The organism is Bradyrhizobium iriomotense, assembly GCF_030160715.1.
GTDB lineage: Bacteria > Pseudomonadota > Alphaproteobacteria > Rhizobiales > Xanthobacteraceae > Bradyrhizobium > Bradyrhizobium iriomotense.
On the sequence record NZ_BSOW01000041.1, the window covers coordinates 54,513 to 74,480 of the forward strand.

The window sequence follows — 19,968 nt, forward strand, 5'->3', positions numbered from 1 at the left end:
AATGCTACTGAAACTGAAACTCAAAATATGATGCTTCGTGACATCGCACGATACAAGGGTGCTTTTCAATCTTGAGTTAGATAGCCAAAACGCAACTGAATTTGCGAACATAAACAAAGTCCGCTAGCTCAAGGATTTTTCACGGCCCAGCGATACAAGCGGGGGCTTGCCGAGGGTAACAGAGAGCCAGATCGCCTCCTCCAACCGACACGGTTGCCCTCTGACCGTCAGGAGGCCATGGTCGCAACCGCATCGCGCATTGCCCGGGTCGCCTTTGCCCCGTTCGCCGCAGTCCCGTTGACTGCGCCACGGCCGCTGAGCTCGGCGCTTACTAAACTGAGGTAAGCCGCGGCCGGAAGATTAAGATACTACTTTTCCCTCACCGGATGCGCCGCAAGCGCTTGCGAGTTCCTTTGGCCGGAACGACGATTGACTTCACCGGGCAGTATACATGCACCCCGGGAAAGTACGGGATTTCTGTGAAAGGGGATGCTCCGTGCGCGGTCTATTTTAGGCCCTCCTTAAGCGAGCCACACAGGATTGCCCCATACCTCAAATTGTCCGCATACGGCTAAGTTGCCATTGAGGCCCGTCTTCGATGGTCGTCGTGCAACAAGAGCACGCGACCATCATGACCTATGCTTTAACGATCAATGGAACTTCCGGCGCCGATATCCTGTTTGGCGGTACCGGTAACGATATCCTAACGGGAGGCGCCGGCAGCGACCTCTTCGTGATTTCGAAGGGTTATGGCTCCGACACCATCAGCGACTTTCAGACGGGCGTCGGCGGCGACACGTTGCGCGTGCAAAACTACGGTTTTGCAACGTTTGAAAGCTTCATGTCCGCTGCAAAGCAGACCGGCACGGATGTTATCGTCACGCTCTCGTCGAGCGAGACGCTCACGTTGCAGAATGTTGCGCTCTCGTCGCTCACAGCGGCAAACGTTGTCCTCGACAATCCGCTGCCGGTCAGCGCATCGCCGAATACGGCGTGGACCACTGTTGGTGCTGGGGGGACGCTGACTGGCGGCGCGACCAACGACTCGCTGCAGGCGATGGGCGATGGCGTTACGCTGATCGGCGGCGCAGGCGACGACTCGTACTTCATGTACAATCACGAAACGAAGGTGGTCGAGCTCGCCGGTCAGGGCATCGACACCATCTACGATGGTATGATCGACGGCTACAGTCTCGTCAACGCGCCGAATGTCGAGAATCTGAGGCTGGGGGGGAGCTACAACGCGCCTGCAACCGGCAACGATCTCGATAACATCATCGTCGGCAACGCCGGCAACAACATGATCGATGGCGGCAAGGGCAATGATGTCCTCACCGGCGGAGCCGGCAGTGACACATTTGTCATCCGGACCGGAAACGGCAACGACATCGTCACCGATTTTCAAACCGGGCCCGGCGGGGACATCCTCCAGATCAATGGCACGAACTTTAAGACAATCGCCGATGTCACGGCCGCCATGCAGCAGGTCGGTACGGATGTCGTGCTGTCGCTCGGCAACGGCGAGAAGATAACACTCGAAAATGTGCAGGTTCAGAACTTTACGGCTGCCAACGTCAATATCGTTACAGCGCCGACCGGATTGATTCAGACCTTCGGCGACGACTTCAGCTCGCTCTCTGCCGGCCAGGATCCGCATCTGACGTGGAAAACGAGCTACGCCTGGAGCGGAACGGCAAGTTACACGCTTTCCGGTGAGCAGGAGGTCTACGTTGACCCGAGCTTTACCGGCCTGCCTGGAACCAAGGCGTCGAGCCCACTGGGCCTCAATCCGTTCTCCATACAGGACGGTCATCTCGTTATCACAGCGGCGCCCATTCCATCGAGCGATGCTGCCTATATTGGCAACCATCAATTCTCGTCGGGCGTGATCACGACCGAGAACAGCTTCGTTCAGACCTACGGTTACTTCGAGATGAAGGCCACGTTGCCCGACACCAAGGGCGCCTGGCCGGCCTTCTGGATGCTGCCGATCAATACGCACGGCCTGGGCACGGAGCTCGATACGCTTGAAGCGCTGGGCAAGGACCCCGACCAATCTCATTACGGTTTCGTTTCATCGAGCACGTCAAATCAGGGTTATTGGGCGAATACCCCCGACCTCACAGCCGGCGATCACACCTTTGGTGTGGAGTGGACGCCCTACACGCTGACCTATTTTGTCGACGGTGTGGAGGTCGGACAGGTTGCAACCCCCTCCGACATGAACACCGCGATGTACATGATCGCCAATCTGGCGATGGGCGGAAGCTGGGCCGGCAATGCGGATCCGAGCGCAACGGCGCAGATGAGCATCGACTACATCAAGGCCTATCAGCTGCCAGAGTACACACTCGCGAATTACACGCTGCTGACCAGCGGGGCCGCAACGACGACCATCGCGGGCACTGCGGATGCGGACACCTTGACCGGAACGTCAGGCAACGACCTGCTCGGTGGCGCGGGCGGCGCCGATACGATGACCGGCGGTCTCGGCGACGATACCTATATTGTCGCGGATCCGGGCGCCAAGGTCGTCGAGGGCTACGGCGGCGGCGTCGATACGGTCATGTCTTCCGTCTCGTACACACTGTCTGACTATGTCGAGAACCTGACGCTGACCGGATCAGCCGCGATCAACGGCACCGGCAATTCCGAGGCGAACATCATCATCGGCAACGATGCGGCCAATATCATCACCGGCGGACTTGGCAACGACATTCTGACCGGCGGCGCGGGCGCCGACACATTCGTCATCAACTCGGGCGATGGTTCGGACATCATCACCGACTTCACGCCGGGATCGGCCGCGGGACATGATATCGTTCAACTGAACGGCTTCGCGTTCACGTCCGATAGCGACATCAAGGCGGCGATGACGCAGGTCGGAGACGACGTGTATCTCGCGCTGACGAGCCAGGACACGCTGGTTTTTCGCAATACGACGATTTCGGCCTTCACCAGCGACGACTTCCAGCTGCCGTCGGCTTTGCCGGTGGGCGGCACCATCACATCCTGGATCAGCGGCTCGACGAGCAGCCATATCGTCTACGGCACTGCCGCAAATGATCAGATCACGGCAGTGAACGCCGATGACACGTTAGTGGGGTGGACGGGCGACGATACTTACGTCATCGGCAATCCAAACCAGAAGATCATCGAAAATCCGGGCGGCGGCATCGATAGTGTTCAAGCCTGGTCATCCTACACTTTGCCTGCCAATGTCGAAAACCTGACTCTGATGACGGGAGGACTTACCGGTGTCGGCAACGATCTGGCGAACCGGATGGTGGGCTCAAGCGGGAATGACATTCTGAACGGTGGCGGTGGCGACGATTGGCTGTCCGGCGGTGCGGGCAATGACACGTTCATCTATGGCATCGGGAGTGGCCACGACACGATAGCCGATTTTCACGTCTTCACAAGTGCGACCGCAGAGCACGACAAGCTGGTGCTTAAGGGTTACGACGCCGGCGCATACCTAACAAATGTCGGGGACGAGTGGACCGTTCACTATGCGGGTGGAACCGACAGTTTCCGTATAGCCGGGGTGACACAGCTATCATCGTCCGACTACACGTTCGTCTCCGCCACCGGCGCATCCATGACCATGGCTGGGCTGGCGGCACCGACAATTTCTCTCGCTGGCGCAACCTCGTCGGCCGCCGGCGGACTTACGAACGCAAACCATCTGACCCTGACCGGAACGGCCCAAGCCGGAGTGACAATCAAGGTATTCGATCAGACAGCGCAGATCGGGATCGCGACGGCCGATGCTAACGGGATTTGGAGTTTGGCGACGTCAACCCTGGCGGACGGAAGCCATTCGTTTACAGCGATTGCGAAAGACAGCGCCGGCGATGTCAGTAGCGTTTCAACTTCTGTTACGATCACAATCGATGCAACTGCACCAAACGCACCCTTAATCGCGGCCTACTCGCCAGATAGCAATGTCGTCGGCGATGGCATCACGAAAGCCAATCAACTGACGCTGAGCGGGACGGCGGAGGCGGGCAGCAAGGTTCTGGTTTTCGACGGTACGACCCCGGTCGGCACCGCCACAGTCGATGCCAACGGCAACTGGTCGTTTGCGACCGGCACGTTGGCCGACGGGACCCATGCCTTCACCAGCAAGGCGGTGGACGCGGCAGGCAACGTCAGCACGGAGTCCAGCGCCTCGAACATCACGGTCGATACGGTCGCGCCCAACGCGCCGGTTCTCATCTCGGACAGGCTCATCGCGTCCAACAAGGTCGTGGTGTCGGGGACGGCGGAGGCCGGCAGCACGATCAAGCTATACGAGGGGACGACGCTTCTCGGGACGGCGGTGACGGCATCGAATGGAACGTGGAGCGTCACCACCGGATCGCTTGCCGATGGCTCGCATGCATTCACGGCGACCGCAACGGATGCGGCCGGAAACGTCAGCAATTTGTCGGCCGTGCTCGATCCGGTCGTCGGAACGGTGATCGAGTCGATCGGATCGGCAAGCCTGATCAAGAGCGGAAACAATTTCTATGTCGGCACTGCGAGCACTGGCTACAGCGCCGAGCTGAAGTTTGGCGGCGTCGCCCAGGTGGTGGACCCGACAGGCCGCGTTACCCCCCTCGGGGTCGAGAAGACCGCGACCGGCTACCAGGTCGTCTGGTCGCTCGGCGGCGGTCAGTATTCGATTTGGACCACGGACAACAGCGGCAACGAGACGTCCTATCTCCATGTGTCCGGCACTAGCAGCACGTTGAAGGGCCTGGAAACGACCTTCCAGCAGGACCTCAATGGCGACGGCGTGATCGGCGCGCCATCAGCCACAGCAGCACCAGCCGCGGCGACGCCAGCCGCCACGACGCTGATCGAGACCAACGGCTCGGCGGGCCTGGCCCAGATCGCCAGCAATTTCTATGTCGGCACCGCGGGCGCTGGCTACAACGCCGAGCTGAAGTTTGCCGGCGTCGCCCAGGTGGTCGACCCGACCGGCCATGTCACCCCGCTCGGGGCCGAGAAGACTGTGACCGGTTACCAGGTCGTCTGGTCGCTCGGCAGCGGTCAATATTCGATCTGGACCACGGACAACAACGGCAATGAAACGTCCTATCTCCACGTGTCCGGGACCAGCAGCACGTTGAAGGGCCTGGAGACCTCCTTCCTGCAGGACCTCAACGGCGATGGCGTGATTAACACCGCATCAACCGTGCTGGATATCGCCAGCAAGGCGGTCCTTGACCTGAGCAATATGAGCCAGGCGGTGACGATCGAGGCAGGCGCGACGCTCGAACTGACCGGCGCGGTGTCAGGCGCCGTCACGTTCGCCGGTGCGTCGGGCACCCTGGTGCTCGATCATGCCTCCCAGTTCACTGGAAAGGTCTATGGTCTCTCCGGCAACGGTGATCCGTCCAGCTCGGATATTCTCGATTTCAAGGACATCTCGTTCGGATCTGGCACGACGGTCAGCTATCTCGGCGATACATCGGGCGGAGTACTTACCGTCACGGACGCGCAGAACCATACGGCGCAGATCAAGCTAGTCGGAGACTACACACATTCGACGTTCAATCTGTCGGACGATGGAAGCGGAGGCACTCTAGCCATCGACCCGCCTGTCGATCAGTTCAGTTTTTCCTTTGCGGAGGCCTCAACGCCGGCCCCGACGCCAATTCATGGTGCAGCAGTTACTGGCGACGCCTTCATCTTCACCGGGACCACCATCGCTGGCCTGGTTCAGCCGATGATCTCGACCGATCACGCACAAGACCGTGTCTCATTGACAGCAAATCACATCGGAGTGAATTTCGATCAGGCGCCTCATATCGATATCACCTCTCATGTCGACCCCATCGATCTTCATGCTTTCCTCCTGCATGCTTAGGGGCGCCCTCGCAGCTCTCGCTTTGAGGCTGCTGGCAGAGTAAAAGACAGTCCTTCGTTTGATGCTATTTCGAATCGGGGAAAAATGCTTCGAGCAATTATCGCTGCGTGTTTGGTTCAGGCCTTGGCGTGTTCTGCGGCACTTGCCGGAGGCACCTGCATCCTGCATCCTCAGTCATTCAAATTGAGGTCCGACACCGTTCGCTGGTCGATCAAGATAAAATCAGGGGAGCAGTGTATCCAGGGCCTGCGCTGGTCGACGCTCATGATCGACAAGGTCTCGATCATCGAGCCGCCAAAAGCCGGACGTCTCATCGTGGAGGGGCCGTCTTTCCGCTATTTCGCAGATACCACTGGCAGTTCGGATTATTTCAAGATCGAGATCAGCGGGACCTCTCTGCATGTCGATGGAGCTTCCTCGCTTGAGGTGGATGTCAACCGGCAGTGAGTTTCTTGAAAATTGCCAAGTCGGGGGATGCGCTTGGCCGAGCGCGCCCTTCCGCGAACCGAAACGCCGCAGCCTAGCGAGGGACGTTCGTTCGGTTGCTGTTCAGATTTGGATTGGCCGAAGCCGCCGGCGGAACTCCCTGCCCGATCGGGTTCTGGAAAGGATTGTTGCTGGGCTGAGTGGCGACCGGCGTACGTGAACCGGTGGTATAGCCCTGAGATCGGCCTGTCGTGTTCCTTTGCTGGGTGTTTTGGGCAAAGGTCGGAGCGACGAGCGTGGAAACCAATGCCGCGATGAGCAGAGACTTCAGGCTATTCATAACAGCCTCCATCCGGTGGAGTTAGCGCTTCAAGAGGACTTAGGTCCTCGTTGCACCTTTGAGAAGGGGTCATGGTTTCCTGCATGCGGAATAAAAGGTGCCATTCGTGGCGACCACCCGCTCGATGCATTGCCTCGGATCGATGATGTCGCCGTCGACCCTAAAATAGTAGGCCTGATTTTTCAGGATCAGTGCGTAGCGGCCGGGGGGCAGTTCCAGCGCCGGATCCTCGCTGTGGAGCTCATACATCTCCGGACCGTCGGGCAACGGAGAAACTCGGAACGGGTAGGAGAAGTTGCGTATTACCCAGGTCTCATCAGCGTCGCCGAGCTTCTTGCCCGTCGCCTCTGCCGAGAATTCGCGGGCTATCCTGGCGACCACGCGCACCTCGGCCCGCTCCAAACCATTGTTCAGCGAATCGCGGCGGAATACGATGAACTTCGGATGGCCATTCGGCAGGCCGGCCTGTTCAGGTGCCTTGAAAGCCGCTGAGACGGCGACCCTGATATCCGGCGGCCTCCCGGGGAGCAGTGTGAGTTCAGCGAGCGAACGGTCGTCGATTGCGGCGTAGACGCCGTAGTCGGTCGGTCGAAGGGGGGAACGCTGCGCCGTAGTTGGGGCAGGTTGGGCGGTCGCGAGCGGGACCGGTGCAGGTGACACGGCGACGACTAGCCTTTCCTGGCGCGAGAAATAACTTGAAAACGAAGCCAGGCGCTCCCGCTGCTGCACGGCGAGCACGGCGGCGCCGGCGAGAAGCAGCAGCACGGCGGTTCGCCTCGTGATCGACCAAAGGGGGTGGCGCATTCTAAGGGGGCCGCGGTCGACCTCAATGCCTGTGCGCGCGGTCGCCGGCGGTAGCTCTCGAACCGGCGGTTGGCGAGCAGCTGCTAGGCCCGAACCCGGCAGCTGCGGGATCGACGGCGGTGGGATGCTGACTTGCTGACGCGAGAATTCCTCGACGCCGTTGATCGCGGTCTCCAAGGCCTGCTTTGACCGCCGAATGTCCTGGGCATCGGCGTGGGTGAACTGCTCATCGAGCTTGTAGCGGGCGAGATCATAGACGACCTGGCGCATGTGCTCGGGATGGTTCTGCACTGTCTCGAGCATGCGCGCGATCACGAGGGCGAATTGAACCTCTGCGGAGGCAGGCTCCGATCGGTTCTCATCGTTTGTGCTCAAATCGCGCGAACTCATCCTGCCAAAGTCCTCAGTAGAGGCCGGAAAGTCTTGTCTCTTCAAGGGCTAGCCTTGAATATCAGCCTTATTGCCACGGTGCCATAGGTGATGCTCAACCACGACCTCCATCTGCTCGGAATCCGTAAGCAGCTCCGGGGGATTGATAGCCTTGCTCATATGCTCTTGATGGTCCTGATCGTCTGCGCAAATCGAACCTTTGTTTCGGCTCGGCCCGCCTCGATTGGGCTCGATTCACCGAGCCCATGCCGATTTGAAGGCTTCGATGATCACGCGCAATAATTTCGGCGTTTCAATTGCCCCAAAAGAAACTAGGATATCCGTCCTAAGCGCTATAGAAGGTGAGACTATGCTTGTCAGATTGCGACCCGAAATCGTTGCACTGGGCCTCATCGCACTCCTTTTGTTATCGGCGGCAAATCCCGGGCGGGCCGTCACCGCCGAGGTGGCCAGAAAGTGTAGCGCGCTGATGACCAAGCAGTTTCCTCCTCGAGAACCTGGCAATCCTGCTGCAGGTAGCGCAAAGGGAACGGGCCGCGATCAGCAGGCTTTCTTCAACAAATGCGTTGCGAACGGGGGCAAGGTCGACGACAGCGGCAGCAAGTAGGGATAGGCAAATTGTTTTCGTGACGCCGTGTTAGTGAGCTGCTGGTGATGCGCGGTCGGTGCGCGCCTCGCGAGACGGCATTTCACCCCGGGCGAGCTTCGCGTGCTTCGGGCTTGCGGCCCCGCTGGTTTGATACGTTCCAGCTCTATACGTTAGGCGGAGCGCTAACGTTCCGAGAGCGAAGGACAGCCATTCAAGAGTTCTGAGAAGGAGATGCATTGGAGCGCCGAAGGTTTTCTATCAAAGATTGTGTTTCTAACGTTGCGTCGGGCCCAAGGTTCCTAACTCGTTGGGTTCGGTGATCAAAGCGGGAGCATCGTTTGACGAACGAAAGACTGTTCGAGGTATCTCCACCCGAAGGTCGATCCCGTCTTCCGAATCATTATGATCCCGCCAGCAAGGTCAGGCTAAGTGCGCGCGAGTGATCTGCAACTCCAAATGTTCATCTGAGCGCACAATTTTGTATCATGAGCTGGCTTCACCGATGTATCTCTGGTCCATGACGATTTGTCTCGCCGTTGAACGTCGCCAAGTCTGGCGAGCGCGTGGCAGCGAGCGAGCTCCAGAGAGCAGCCTTGGCGCGCGTGATCCCCGGCTTCGAGGGGCGCTGTTGCTCAGCTGGCAGCAGGGTTGGAGGTGCGGGGAGACCGAGCCCTCGTATCCGTGGACGGACGGAGTAGAAAGGCCGGAGGTTCGCTTGTTCGGGTCGGTCGCAGGTAGGGCTCGTATTTGAGGTATTCCGCGCGACGCTCTCGTGACAGCGCCGCCCGCGTCGCGTACCCCGCTCCAAAAGAGACGGCGGCAGTCGAGAACAGGATCACCAGGCCAAGCACGCGACGCTCCGCATAATCGCTTCTTCGTTATCTGCCTATCCCGAGTATTTGACGCAAATTTTATGCCGCTTGGCCATTCGCCCTGTGCCTGTCTCGTTTTGCGCAAGATTGCGGCGGCTGCTGGAGGGATTTCTTGACCGATGTTCCGAAGTGTCCGGAGCGCTGGGCTCAACGCCCTTGCCTAGAGGCGCATTTCAATAATCCGTGGTGAGCACCAGGGCGGGACTTCTAGCGAGGAAGTGGGCTCAACTGTCCGTTGTTGCGCCCAGTTCTTTCGAGAGAGGTGGCTCGGGAACGTTGCCGTCCTTGGCCATGCAATCTCTGAAATAATTGTTGCGATCGCCGCTCATCCGCACCGACCCGGGGCGCTGGTAGGGATAGAGAAGGTAGGAATAGCGGACGCATTTCTTGGCGGTCTCTGCGCTGGGGCCGGCTGCCGCCGGGTTCAATCCGGCGGCGACGATCTGAATCAAGACGCATGTGACAGTAGCGGCGAGCCAGGAAAATACTTGCATGAAAATCTGCCAATTTGACCTTGGCGCTAGCTCCTAGCCGATCTCCGCGCAAATGGAAACGGTCACACAGCCGATGCAACCGAGTAGCATTGGCAGCTTGGCGAACGAGGCGACCACCCCCTGAATCCGCTCATCCAAGATGCGAATGGCTGGCGCACAAGCATCCGTCTGCATTGATCGTTCTGGGATGCCCCGTTGAGCGCTCGTTCCGTGAGGCGGCTCGGCCTTGGACCATCACCCGGCGCGGGAACTTTGAGGCGCGGCCGGTGCATTTCGAATTCGTAGGAGAGCGTATGAGAAGGGCCGGCGGTTGGCTCGCGCGCGTGGGCTTCACGTAAGGCACATACAGTCGATATCTTTCGCGCCGCCTGTGCGAGATCGCCGCACGCGTAGCGTAGCCGGCAGCAAAAGATAGCACGGCTGTCGACAACAGGCGGACAAGACCCAGTCGATCGTCCGAGAAGGACCGAGCGGAAGACTTGATTATTCCGTAAGCAATTGCGACGGTGGCCCTCTTCGGCCGCCCAAATCGCCGCAATCTCGACGGGAGGTTCGACTGATCCTAACGATCCTACGGATAAAATACGGCGAATTAGCGCTTGAATGGCGGAATTGCTCGCGTCCGGCGGACCCACCCTAACGAGAGGTTTACCAAAATATTCAGGCAGCTCGTCGTACTTACCGATGATTCAATATCCGCCCCCATTCTCGCTCGCACACGGGAAGGGACCAACTATGTCACGCCAATTCATCCGCGCATCCACCGCAGCAATACTGACGCTTCTCGCGTCCGTCTCCGTGGCCCACGCGACGCCCAATTGCCTGCGCGACATCAAGCCCTACAAGCTTGCTGGCGACACCATGGAATGGTCGATGACGATTGCGCCAGGGGGCGATTGCATCCAGGGGCTGCGCTGGTCGACCATGCAGATCTATAAGGTTGAAGTGACGGAGAAGCCGAAGGGCGGCGAGATCGTTCTGGTCGGCCCCGGGTTCCGTTATTTCGCAAAACCGGAGTTTTCGGGCACCGACAAGTTCACCCTCCTGGTCGTGGGCAAGAACCGGCATGACGAAGGGTCTTCGACGGTCGAGATCACGGTGTCTAGGTCGAACTCCCCGCTGCTTGTCAGCGCCGTCAGCCATCCGGACTAAGGCCTGTCAGCTTAAGTCAGACGCCTGCCTTGCGTGCGCGCGGGCTTGGCGCCGGTCGCGACATCTAGGTGCTGCGGCGACAGACGGCGCGAAACAACTCGCGCAGCGTATTCGGCACCGATCACGAAGCGAAAGAGCGGCCCGAAGCTCATCGCGGACGCAGGACCGACAAAGTGAAGTCCCGGTATTGACGCTTCGAAGCTGGCGTTCAGTTGTGGCGCCCGCCCAAGCCTTTGGATCGCACTTCGTAGACCCTGAGAGATGAACATCAGCCGTCCAACATCAATCTCATACCCGCTACCGGCGATGACATGGTCAACCGTCAGCCGACGTTGACCTGCATCGCTTGCAAGACGCAGCTGCAGCGCCACGCGCCCGGACACCTCGCGCGCCTTGACGACAGTTACTCCCAGATGGATCGGCAACCGAGTTTCAACTCGGTGGCGGAGCCACCATGCCCCCTCCGCTGGCAGGTGGCTCCTAACGAACCGGGTTCGCCATTTGGCGGGCACTCGATGCATCGCGCCCGGAAATTGGGTAAGCGCCTTGGCCTTTAGCCCACGGCCCAGCCCTGAGATGGGCCAGCGCAGGCGTTCCCAGAAACCAGGTTCGAGTGCGGAGCGATCATGCCAGCGAACCGAGCTCTCCCGTACGAGAAGCTGCGGCCGAGCGCCAGCTTCGCACAACAAGGCAGCTGCTTCGAGAGCTGATTGACCTGCCCCAATCACTGCGACATCGCGTCCTCTGAACGCAGCGAAGCTGGTAACCCCAGACGTATGGACTGCAAGATCCGGTGGCAAGGATGCCAGCACTGGCGGGACATGCGCAAAGCCTGATAATCCCGTCGCAATTATCAACCGATCTGCGACGAGGCGTTCTCCATCAGACAGTTGGACAGCAAAACCGTCACCCTGCCGATCGACATGCTCAACCTCGACGGGCTCGACCCAAGGCACATTGTGGTGCTGGAACCAACGCCCGTACTCCGTGAAATTCATGATCGAACATGGCTCGAACGTCTCAAGACCGCGGGGCTCGTTATAATCAGCGAAGGAATAGCCCGGCGCCGGCGTAGACAGATTGGTTCCAAAACAGAAGGATTTGAGATAGCGCTCGCCGCCGGCCTCGGCGATATCAGACCAGAATCGCATCGGCTGTCCGAAAATGCGATGTTCTACCTTGCGCGCCGAAAGATGTGCGGCGAGCGAAAGTCCATATGGACCGGCTCCGATGATCGCGACGGCGACCCGGCTCATGACGATTCCTGGATGACGGGCTGTGGCGTCCAAGCGGAGTCTAGTGCCGACAAGCGCATGAACCGCGGCAGAGCTTTGATGCCCATATGAATCTGGGAGAGCGAGTGAATTATCCTAGGAATTGGATCGCTGCCGTCGGCGGCGTAATCGACCGCATCGGCCGCATGCTTCTCAAGCCAAGCACGCCAATGCCCGCGATCCTTATGCGACATTCGCCTCGTGATCGTCTGAGCAAGCAAGAACGCGCGCAGGGCAAAGCTATCGCAAAAGACAATTCGCTCGTTATCCTGCACCTGCGCTTTCCCGACCGCTTCGCGTAGGGATGTGGTGTCACCAACAGCGTCAAGGCATGCAAGGAACGGAAGTGGCATACCTCGGCGGATGTCCATTCCGATTTGATTAAACAGGCGCGGGTTGAAGTCGATGACAGCCCAACGGCCATCAAACAAAACAAACTCAACCTCGAAAATTCCAAAATATTCCAACTCACGACAAAGGCGGCGAACTGCATCTGAAAGCGCCGGGGCAGGTGGCAACGATTCAAAGCAGAGCCCAACCCCCATGGGTTGGGATCGCTGCAACACCTTGGTTGCGCTGCGGGTAACAAACAGCTCGCCTGTCCTATCGATGAACCCTGTCACCGAATGCACACCCTCACTCCCTACCCGGACAAACTGTTGCAGAATGGGCAAGTGGGCATCAGCCAAAAACGGGGTGTCAGCCGCCCGGACCCGCTCGCGATCAACAAACAGTTGATATTTGCTCAGCAGCTCGCTGCTCGAGTAGGCCACTATCCCCTTATCGTGCCTTAGGCGGTGAACATGAGTGCGCGGCTTTATAAGGATAGGATAGGGTAAGATTGGCGCTAGCTTCGCGACATCATCGATGTTGCGTGGGTCCCAGCTCGGCAACACGGTGAGGCCGGCGTTGATTGCAGCATCCGCAAGAAAGTTCTTTTCAAGAATGCGCTGCAAGGTCGCAGTCGACGGTTGATACATACAAAAATGCCGAGCTAGAAGCTCGGCGTTCTCCGTATACATCCAGGCAGTTTCGTCCGACGTCGGTAACAAGATCTTCCCGTGATCGGCTGCGCCAATCGCAGCAAGCCGTTCGAGAAATGCTTGGCTTTTACTTTCCGGCGGTGCGGAATAGACGCGTGCCGTGTGACGTGACCACGCCGCTGCGTCAAGGCGTTGGCTTGATAGGACGCCGACGTCGATATCGTTTCTCACAAGATGGCGGACAGCCGCGATCGTTCCACCAAACGAAGCAGACGCTAGAAGGACAGAAAGACCCCTGTTCGAAATGCACACCATACTAATCTTCAAAATAGATTGGGTCGCCATCAGGCGGTTGCTAGAAAAGGGCCGGCGTCGAATATTGAAGTTGCGATCGCGGTATCGATCAGTGAATCCAACGCGACGATGATATGATCGCGCTTCAACCAGCGTCTATTCGAGTTCGCAATTATGGTAACCAGTCAAGGTTAAGAGTGCGGCATTAGACCGTGCCCCTTTTTTGCTGCGGATCGTAAACCGTCCCACGTTTGGATACCTGACACACCATGAATCTGGTGCGTGGGCGAGGGATTTTATCGCCCATCCGTTCCCTCTTTTGTTCTTACGCCGTTCTTCTGACGAGGCGGCCAACTTCCGAAAGCACCTCCTAGTTGCGAGGTACGCAGGTGAAACATTGACCATCCTGCTCCGTCCCGGGCGGGCCCGCCGGCCGCTCGTCAGCGCCGTCAACCATCGGAAATAAGGTGTGTCGGTATAAGTCGGCCGCCTGCGCGGGTCATTAGGGTGCGCGTGGAGCCGGCGCGACTGCTACCCTACTTTGCGCCAAGTGGCTTTCGGGTCGCTCTTGCGGGCTCAAAAGGCTTCCAGCTCCATAGACACGCGCCTCTCCTGCCGGGGTTGACCTGGTCGACCGATGCGGCCAAGAAAGAGCGGTCGGGGGGCGGCTTCTCGGTCGCGGGTGTCGGCCCATCGGGACGCGAAGCTCCCGCTGATCGAATTGGGAACAAGGTTTTTTGCATGGCTGAGCGTGTCGCTCTGATCACCGGCGTCACCGGACAGGACGGCGCCTATCTCGCCGAATATCTGCTCTCGCTCGGCTATGTCGTACATGGCATCAAGCGGCGTTCGTCCTCGTTCAACACTGCTCGGGTCGATCATCTCTACCGGGACCCGCACGTCGGGAACGTGCCGTTCCGGATGCACTACGGCGACATGACCGACTCGACCAACCTGATCCGCCTGATGCAGCAGATCCGGCCGACCGAGATCTACAACCTCGCCGCCCAAAGCCACGTCGGCGTCAGCTTCGAAAGCCCGGAATATACCGCGAACGCCGATGCGCTCGGCGTGCTGCGGCTGCTCGAGGCGATCCGCATCCTCGGCATGGAGAAAGACACGCGCTTTTACCAGGCCTCCACCTCGGAGCTCTATGGCCTCGTGCAGGAGATCCCGCAGAAGGAGACGACGCCGTTCTATCCGCGCTCGCCCTACGGCGTCGCCAAGCTCTATGGCTACTGGATCACGGTGAACTATCGCGAAGCCTACGGCATGTTCGCCAGCAATGGCATCCTGTTCAACCACGAAAGCCCGATCCGCGGCGAGACTTTCGTCACCCGCAAGATCACCCGTGCGGTTGCCCGCATCGAGGTCGGCCTGGAAGAGGTGCTCTATCTCGGCAATCTCGAGGCCAAGCGCGACTGGGGCCATGCCAGGGACTATATCGAGGGCATGCACCTGATCCTCCAGGCGGACAAGCCTGACGATTTCGTACTTGCGACCGGCGAGACCCGCTCGGTGCGCGAGATGGTCGAGCTTGCGTTTGCCGAGGTCGGCCGCAGGATCGAGTGGCGCGGCAAGGGCGTCGATGAGCTCGGTCTCGATGCGGTGAGCGGCAAGACCGTGGTCAGGATCGATCCGACCTATTTCAGGCCGACCGAGGTCGATCTCCTCATTGGCGACGCCAGCAAGGCGCGCGCGCAGCTCGGCTGGAAGCCGAAGCGGAGCTTTGCCCAATTGGTCCAGGAGATGGTCGCGAGCGATCTGGCGGAGGCGAAACAGGAAGCCGCAAATGCCAAACGCACCGTTTGAGCTGAAAGGCAAGACGGTCTATGTCGCCGGCCATCGCGGCATGGTCGGAGCTGCGCTCATGCGCCGGCTCGCGCAGGAGGACGTGCGGCTCGTTACGGTGGAGCGGAACGAGGTCGATCTTCGCGACCAGGCCCAGGTCTTCGACTGGTTTGCCAAAGCGCGGCCGCAGGCCGTGTTCCTCGCCGCCGCCAAGGTCGGCGGCATCGTCGCCAACAATACGTTGCGCGCCGAATTTCTCTACGACAACGTCGCGATCGCCGCGAACGTGATCCACGCCGCGCATCAGACTGGCTCTGAGAAGCTGATGTTCCTGGGCTCGTCCTGCATTTATCCAAAACTCGCACCGCAGCCCCTGCGCGAGGATTCGGTGCTGACCGGGCCGCTCGAGCCGACCAACGAGCCCTACGCGATCGCCAAGATTGCCGGCATCAAGATGGTTGAGGCTTATCGCAGCCAATATGGGCGCGACTTCATCAGCGTGATGCCGACCAACCTCTACGGCCCCGGCGACAACTACCATCCCGAGCACAGCCACGTCGTGGCCGCCCTGATGCGCCGTTTCCACGAGGCGAAGCTGTCGGGGGCGGCGAGCGTCGTTGTGTGGGGCACCGGCACGCCGCGGCGCGAGTTTCTCTATGTCGACGACATGGCGGATGCCTGCGTCCACCTGATGAAGACCTATTCCAGCGCGGAGCTGATCAATATCGGCACCGGCAAGGACATCGCGATCGCCGAGTTCGCCCGCGTCGTCGCCGACATGGTCGGCTATCGCGGCGAGATCACCTTCGACACCTCGCGCCCCGACGGTACGCCGCGCAAGCTGCTCGACGTCAGCCGCCTGACCGAGCTCGGCTGGCGCGCCAAGACCTCGCTCGCGGATGGAATTCGACGGGCTTATGAGGCGTATCTGGCGAGCAACCCGAACGCCGCGCGATAGCTTGCGGCGGGTTGAGCCGCAGTTGAGGTGCAACACATGGCCGAAGACATCCACACCCTACGCAGCGGCGACCTCAGCGCGACCGTCACGGTGCAAGGTGCCGAACTGTGCTCACTGAAGACCGACGCCGGCCTCGAGTTCATCTGGCAGGCGGGACCTGGCTGGCCGCGCCATGCGCCGCTGTTGTTTCCGATCGTGGGCCGGCTCAAGAACGACGAGCTGCGTCATCAGAGCAAGGCGTACCGAATGACGCAGCATGGCTTTGCACGCGACCGCCAGTTTGAGTGGCTTGAGCGAAGTGCGACGCAATGCGTCCTTGCCCTGAGCGACGATGCCGAGACCCGGGCGATCTATCCATTCGCGTTTCGGCTGGTCGTGACCTACAGCCTCGATCAGGCTGGCCTGGAGGTCCAGCTTCAGGTCGTCAACACGGGCGAAGAGGTGCTGCCGGCCTCTCTCGGCGGCCATCCGGCCTTCAACTGGCCGCTCGTGCCCGGGGAACGCAAAGAGAACTATTCGCTGACATTCTCCCAGGATGAACCGCATCCGATCCGGCGGCTGGAGGGTGGGTTGTTAGGCGCCTCGGCGCCAAGCCCGGTCAACAACCGCGTGCTTGCGCTCACTGAGGCCCTGTTCATCGATGACGCGATCATCTTCGATTGCCTCGAGAGCTCATCCGTACGCTACGCGGCGGAGCGGGGGCCGTGGGTGCGGGTGTCCTGGTCCGGCTTCCGCGAGCTTGGCATCTGGTCAAAACCGTCCGGCGCGCCGTTCCTTTGCATCGAGCCGTGGCGCGGTTATGCCAGCCCCCTAGCCTTCGACGGTGAGTTTGCGAGCAAACCCGGCGTGATGCATATCGCGCCGGGTGCTGAGGAGACGTTGTCGTTTCGGATTGCGGTTGGGACCTCCATCCGATCTCAGCGCCGCTGACGCATCGGTGCAGCGAGGCGCTGGTTCCTGATCTCGCGAAGGAGCAGCATACGCTTGGTTTGAGCGGCATTGAGCAAACCTTCGAACAGCAGAAACACCTCGCGCGCCTGCACGTAGACTTCCGTGGTGATGGCGTGCTGATCGAAGCCATCGGACGCAAGGCGCGTCTCTATTTCGGTCGCAGCGATCGGGTCAATCCGCCAGCTGAGAGCGTTTTGCAGTGTGTAATACTCGGCCTCGTCTTCGAATTCGGGGGCGATCCCAACCATGTCGATGCGTCGTAAGGCTGCCTCAATCGCCTTTTGCCGATAGGTCTCGAGAAGCTTGTGACGCAACACGCGGTAGCGCTGAATTTCCCACGACAGTTCGGCGACGTCGATAGCGAGCAGCCACTCGATGGCGGATCGTGGCGCGAGGTCGGCGAAGATCGCCTGCCGCAGCATTTGGTAGTTCTCGAGACTCTCGCCGGGCAGCAGCAAAGGCGGCGGTGCCAGTGCCTCAAACTCGACCGGCAGCGCGGTCGCGGTGAGCTGGTGCGCTGTAGGGAATAGCCGGTTCATGGTGAGGCCCCCGAGCCAAGATGGGTCGCGAGAGCCGGGCTCGCGATTCCAACGTTAGCTTGATCGTGGACGGGACTTGCCGCCCACAACTCCTGCGCGATGGGCAGGGGTGCGATCTGCAGGTTGGCCCACCAGGCGCGCTCGTTGCCTTGGCGGTGAAGCTCGTGGTGATGGGCGCGGCACAGCGGGACCGTGAACTCGTCGCTGACCTTGCGGCCCAGGGTGCGCGGTTGGGCGAACTTCAGATGGTGGGCGTCGCACGGGGTTTGCTGGCAAACGAGGCAGGGCTGCTCGCGGACAAACAGCAGGTGGGCTTTGCTGCGCTTGCGTTGCGGCTCCTTGGGATGGGCGAGCCCAGACTCGGGGATAAGTGGCAGAGCCGGCTGCAGCGCGGTCTCGGTGTCCGCGGCCGCTGTCCCGGGCGGCTCTGGTGACACGCCTTCTTGATCTAGGGCGGGCGCTGGGGCGGCCATGGGACGGGCTGCGTCCTCAAGCTTGCTCTGGTAGGCAGCCTCGACGATCCGGGCATCCGCCTCCAGCAGGGTGTTCTTGAGCGGCAGACTGGCCTTGGCCCAAGCGAGCAGGTCATTGCCGGCGGGCAGCACCGCCAGCTGGCTTAGCAGCTGCTCCCGCAGCCCGGCGGACTGCGGCGGCCCCAACACCGGCGGGCGATGCAGCACGCCCTTGGTCGGCCTGGGTTTGACGTTGGGCGGCGCTTGCGGCTCCGCGCCTGGCGGGCAGGCGACCGTATCCGGGGCGTCGAGATCATCCTCGCCAGCAATCCCGACCAGGGCGAACAGAGCGTAGCGGCGCGCATAAGTCAGCGCCGCCCCCATGCGGTGCGGGGCTTCGACGTCCTTGATGGCACAGACCGGCCAGTCCGAGGAAATCCATTCGCCAGAGGCATGGGCTAAGAGGGTGGTGAGGTGAATGGTGCCGGTGGACGCCTCGATCCGGGTGGTCTGGATGGTGGCGATCTCCTGCTGGCTCAGGGTCTTGCGCACGATGTCGAGACCGCTCGCTAGCGAGGCGTAGCGAAAGGTTCGATCGTCATCGCGCAAAAACGGCGAGCGGATCATCGCGGTCAGGGTCTTCTCCGGGTTGGTGAGTTCAGCTTGCGCGCGGGCCAGCGCGGCCGCGATCGTCCCAATATACTCACTGGCCTGGTGCATGGACGCTCTCCATCTCAACCGCATCAAAACTGATGGCGCCGGCTTTCGACCGCTTGGCGCGAATGCCGTGGCCAAACGCTTCCTTGGCGTCCTCGGGCAGCAGCTTCTTCAGCTCCGCCTTGGCCAGCTCGTGCTCGCCATGGGCCTCCCGGGTGCGCAGATAGGTCGCGGCACAAGGGGCCCACAGATTAGAGGAAGTCATGTCGACGACCTTGACGGCGGCAAGTCGCGGGCGCGGGGTCTCGATGCTGAATAGGAGCGGTGGCTCGCCGCTCTGCACGCACCGCCAGAACTTCTTTTCAGCCGTTAGCAGCAGGTGCTGATAGAGCGGATCGGCTTGAACGGTGATCTCGACCCATTTGCCACCGCCGGTGATGATGGAGAGCACCGACGAGCGCGCGGCAACCACCCACATGTTGTGCTGCAGCTGCGCCATGTGCTTCTCGGCCGCTGCCTCTTCGGTGAAGGCCCAGGGCAGCATGAACTTGGCCTCGAATACCGCGCCGGTCTCTGCGATCATGCCGTCGAGGGTGGCCGCCATCCAGGCGTGGACGGGATGACGAACCCGCTTCTGGATGTCGGTGATCGCCTGCCCCGTGGCGTCTTGATACCAGCTCCGGTTGAGCTCCTCCGTAACGGTCCCAAGCTGAACGACCAGGTTGTGGGCAAAATCCTGCGGCGCGATCTCGCCGCGCTTTTCCCGCCACAGGCGCGTGAGCGCCTCCTGGTCATCGCCCATGATGACGCGCGCGTCCGAGCCGCCGATAAAGGCGCGTCGGTCGTAGCGGTGGGAGGTGATGACGAAACGGGGCGCCTCGGCGCCATTGGCTGAGATCGTATCCATCGGTATCTCCTTGGTTTGGCACACGCGGCCTGCCGCCGCACCGCCAAAAGCCCCGCACCTGCGGGGGTGAGATACCGGGGCCGTCTGTTGCGCCCGGGTTTGATTCAGTAACGCTCCTTTTGCCGCAGAATGCCAGTCCTTTTGCAGCAAGTTTGTTGCTCTTTTAGGTCAGAAAAACCTTGAATTTACAAGATGTTGGAGCGAACCTTTCGGTGCCGCGATGAGCGATAGCCAA

The 19,968-nt window shown here is 60.4% G+C and carries 15 protein-coding genes; 7 read left to right on the forward strand and 8 right to left on the reverse strand.

Annotated elements, in window-relative coordinates; genetic code table 11:
• Window positions 1-598 precede the first annotated feature (598 nt).
• On the forward strand, window positions 599-5,860 hold the full coding sequence (locus tag QQL28_RS38980) for an Ig-like domain-containing protein (RefSeq protein ID WP_284274211.1): 5,262 nt from the start codon (window positions 599-601) through the stop codon (window positions 5,858-5,860).
• Window positions 5,861-6,124: 264 nt separating this feature from the next.
• Window positions 6,125-6,307 (forward strand): hypothetical protein, encoded by a 183-nt coding sequence (locus tag QQL28_RS38985; protein ID WP_284274213.1) that lies wholly within the window; start codon window positions 6,125-6,127, stop codon window positions 6,305-6,307.
• 73 nt (window positions 6,308-6,380) lie between these two features.
• On the opposite strand, the gene QQL28_RS38990 is transcribed toward QQL28_RS38985, so the two are convergent.
• Window positions 6,381-6,626, reverse strand: a complete 246-nt coding sequence (locus QQL28_RS38990) for a hypothetical protein (protein ID WP_284274214.1) — start codon at window positions 6,624-6,626, stop codon at window positions 6,381-6,383.
• Between the two features lie 69 nt (window positions 6,627-6,695).
• A complete protein-coding gene (locus tag QQL28_RS38995) occupies window positions 6,696-7,820 on the reverse strand; it encodes a hypothetical protein (protein ID WP_284274216.1) in 1,125 nt (374 codons plus the stop codon).
• Between the two features lie 265 nt (window positions 7,821-8,085).
• Between QQL28_RS38995 and QQL28_RS39000 the strand changes: the two genes are divergently transcribed.
• Window positions 8,086-8,427, forward strand: a complete 342-nt coding sequence (locus QQL28_RS39000) for a hypothetical protein (RefSeq protein WP_284274218.1) — start codon at window positions 8,086-8,088, stop codon at window positions 8,425-8,427.
• A gap of 1,078 nt (window positions 8,428-9,505) precedes the next feature.
• Here the strand turns inward: QQL28_RS39000 and QQL28_RS39005 are convergent.
• Window positions 9,506-9,775 (reverse strand): hypothetical protein, encoded by a 270-nt coding sequence (locus QQL28_RS39005; protein WP_284274222.1) that lies wholly within the window; start codon window positions 9,773-9,775, stop codon window positions 9,506-9,508.
• Window positions 9,776-10,510: 735 nt separating this feature from the next.
• Here QQL28_RS39005 and QQL28_RS39010 point away from each other — a divergent pair.
• On the forward strand, window positions 10,511-10,927 hold the full coding sequence (locus QQL28_RS39010) for a hypothetical protein (RefSeq protein ID WP_284274224.1): 417 nt from the start codon (window positions 10,511-10,513) through the stop codon (window positions 10,925-10,927).
• 11 nt (window positions 10,928-10,938) lie between these two features.
• On the opposite strand, the gene QQL28_RS39015 is transcribed toward QQL28_RS39010, so the two are convergent.
• Together QQL28_RS39015 and QQL28_RS39020 are read right to left on the reverse strand one after the other, a co-directional pair.
• The gene (locus QQL28_RS39015) at window positions 10,939-12,183 is read right to left on the reverse strand and encodes an NAD(P)-binding domain-containing protein (protein ID WP_284274226.1); all 1,245 of its coding nucleotides are present in this window, start codon (window positions 12,181-12,183) and stop codon (window positions 10,939-10,941) included.
• Window positions 12,180-13,529 (reverse strand): ATP-grasp domain-containing protein, encoded by a 1,350-nt coding sequence (locus QQL28_RS39020; protein WP_284274228.1) that lies wholly within the window; start codon window positions 13,527-13,529, stop codon window positions 12,180-12,182. The genes QQL28_RS39015 and QQL28_RS39020 overlap by 4 nt, the downstream gene beginning before the upstream one ends.
• 690 nt (window positions 13,530-14,219) lie before the next feature.
• On the opposite strand from QQL28_RS39020, the gene gmd reads away from it, so the two are divergent.
• From gmd to QQL28_RS39035, 3 genes are read left to right on the forward strand one after another with little or no spacing between them, the layout of a single operon-like run.
• The gene (gene gmd / locus QQL28_RS39025; RefSeq protein ID WP_284274230.1) at window positions 14,220-15,290 is read left to right on the forward strand and encodes a GDP-mannose 4,6-dehydratase; all 1,071 of its coding nucleotides are present in this window, start codon (window positions 14,220-14,222) and stop codon (window positions 15,288-15,290) included.
• Complete coding sequence (gene fcl / locus QQL28_RS39030) at window positions 15,271-16,227, forward strand: GDP-L-fucose synthase (protein WP_284274231.1); 957 nt, start codon at window positions 15,271-15,273, stop codon at window positions 16,225-16,227. The genes gmd and fcl overlap by 20 nt, the downstream gene beginning before the upstream one ends.
• A gap of 36 nt (window positions 16,228-16,263) precedes the next feature.
• Complete coding sequence (locus QQL28_RS39035; protein WP_284274233.1) at window positions 16,264-17,157, forward strand: aldose 1-epimerase family protein; 894 nt, start codon at window positions 16,264-16,266, stop codon at window positions 17,155-17,157.
• On the opposite strand, the gene QQL28_RS39040 is transcribed toward QQL28_RS39035, so the two are convergent.
• The 3 genes from QQL28_RS39040 to QQL28_RS39050 form a co-directional block, all read right to left on the reverse strand.
• Window positions 17,145-17,600: a hypothetical protein gene (locus tag QQL28_RS39040; RefSeq protein ID WP_284274234.1), complete on the reverse strand. Its 456-nt coding sequence runs from the start codon at window positions 17,598-17,600 to the stop codon at window positions 17,145-17,147. The two genes, QQL28_RS39035 and QQL28_RS39040, sit on opposite strands and share 13 nt — an antisense overlap.
• A gap of 113 nt (window positions 17,601-17,713) precedes the next feature.
• Window positions 17,714-18,889: an ERF family protein gene (locus tag QQL28_RS39045; RefSeq protein ID WP_284274236.1), complete on the reverse strand. Its 1,176-nt coding sequence runs from the start codon at window positions 18,887-18,889 to the stop codon at window positions 17,714-17,716.
• Complete coding sequence (locus QQL28_RS39050; protein ID WP_284274238.1) at window positions 18,873-19,733, reverse strand: YqaJ viral recombinase family protein; 861 nt, start codon at window positions 19,731-19,733, stop codon at window positions 18,873-18,875. The genes QQL28_RS39045 and QQL28_RS39050 overlap by 17 nt, the downstream gene beginning before the upstream one ends.
• Between the last annotated feature and the right edge of the window lie 235 nt (window positions 19,734-19,968).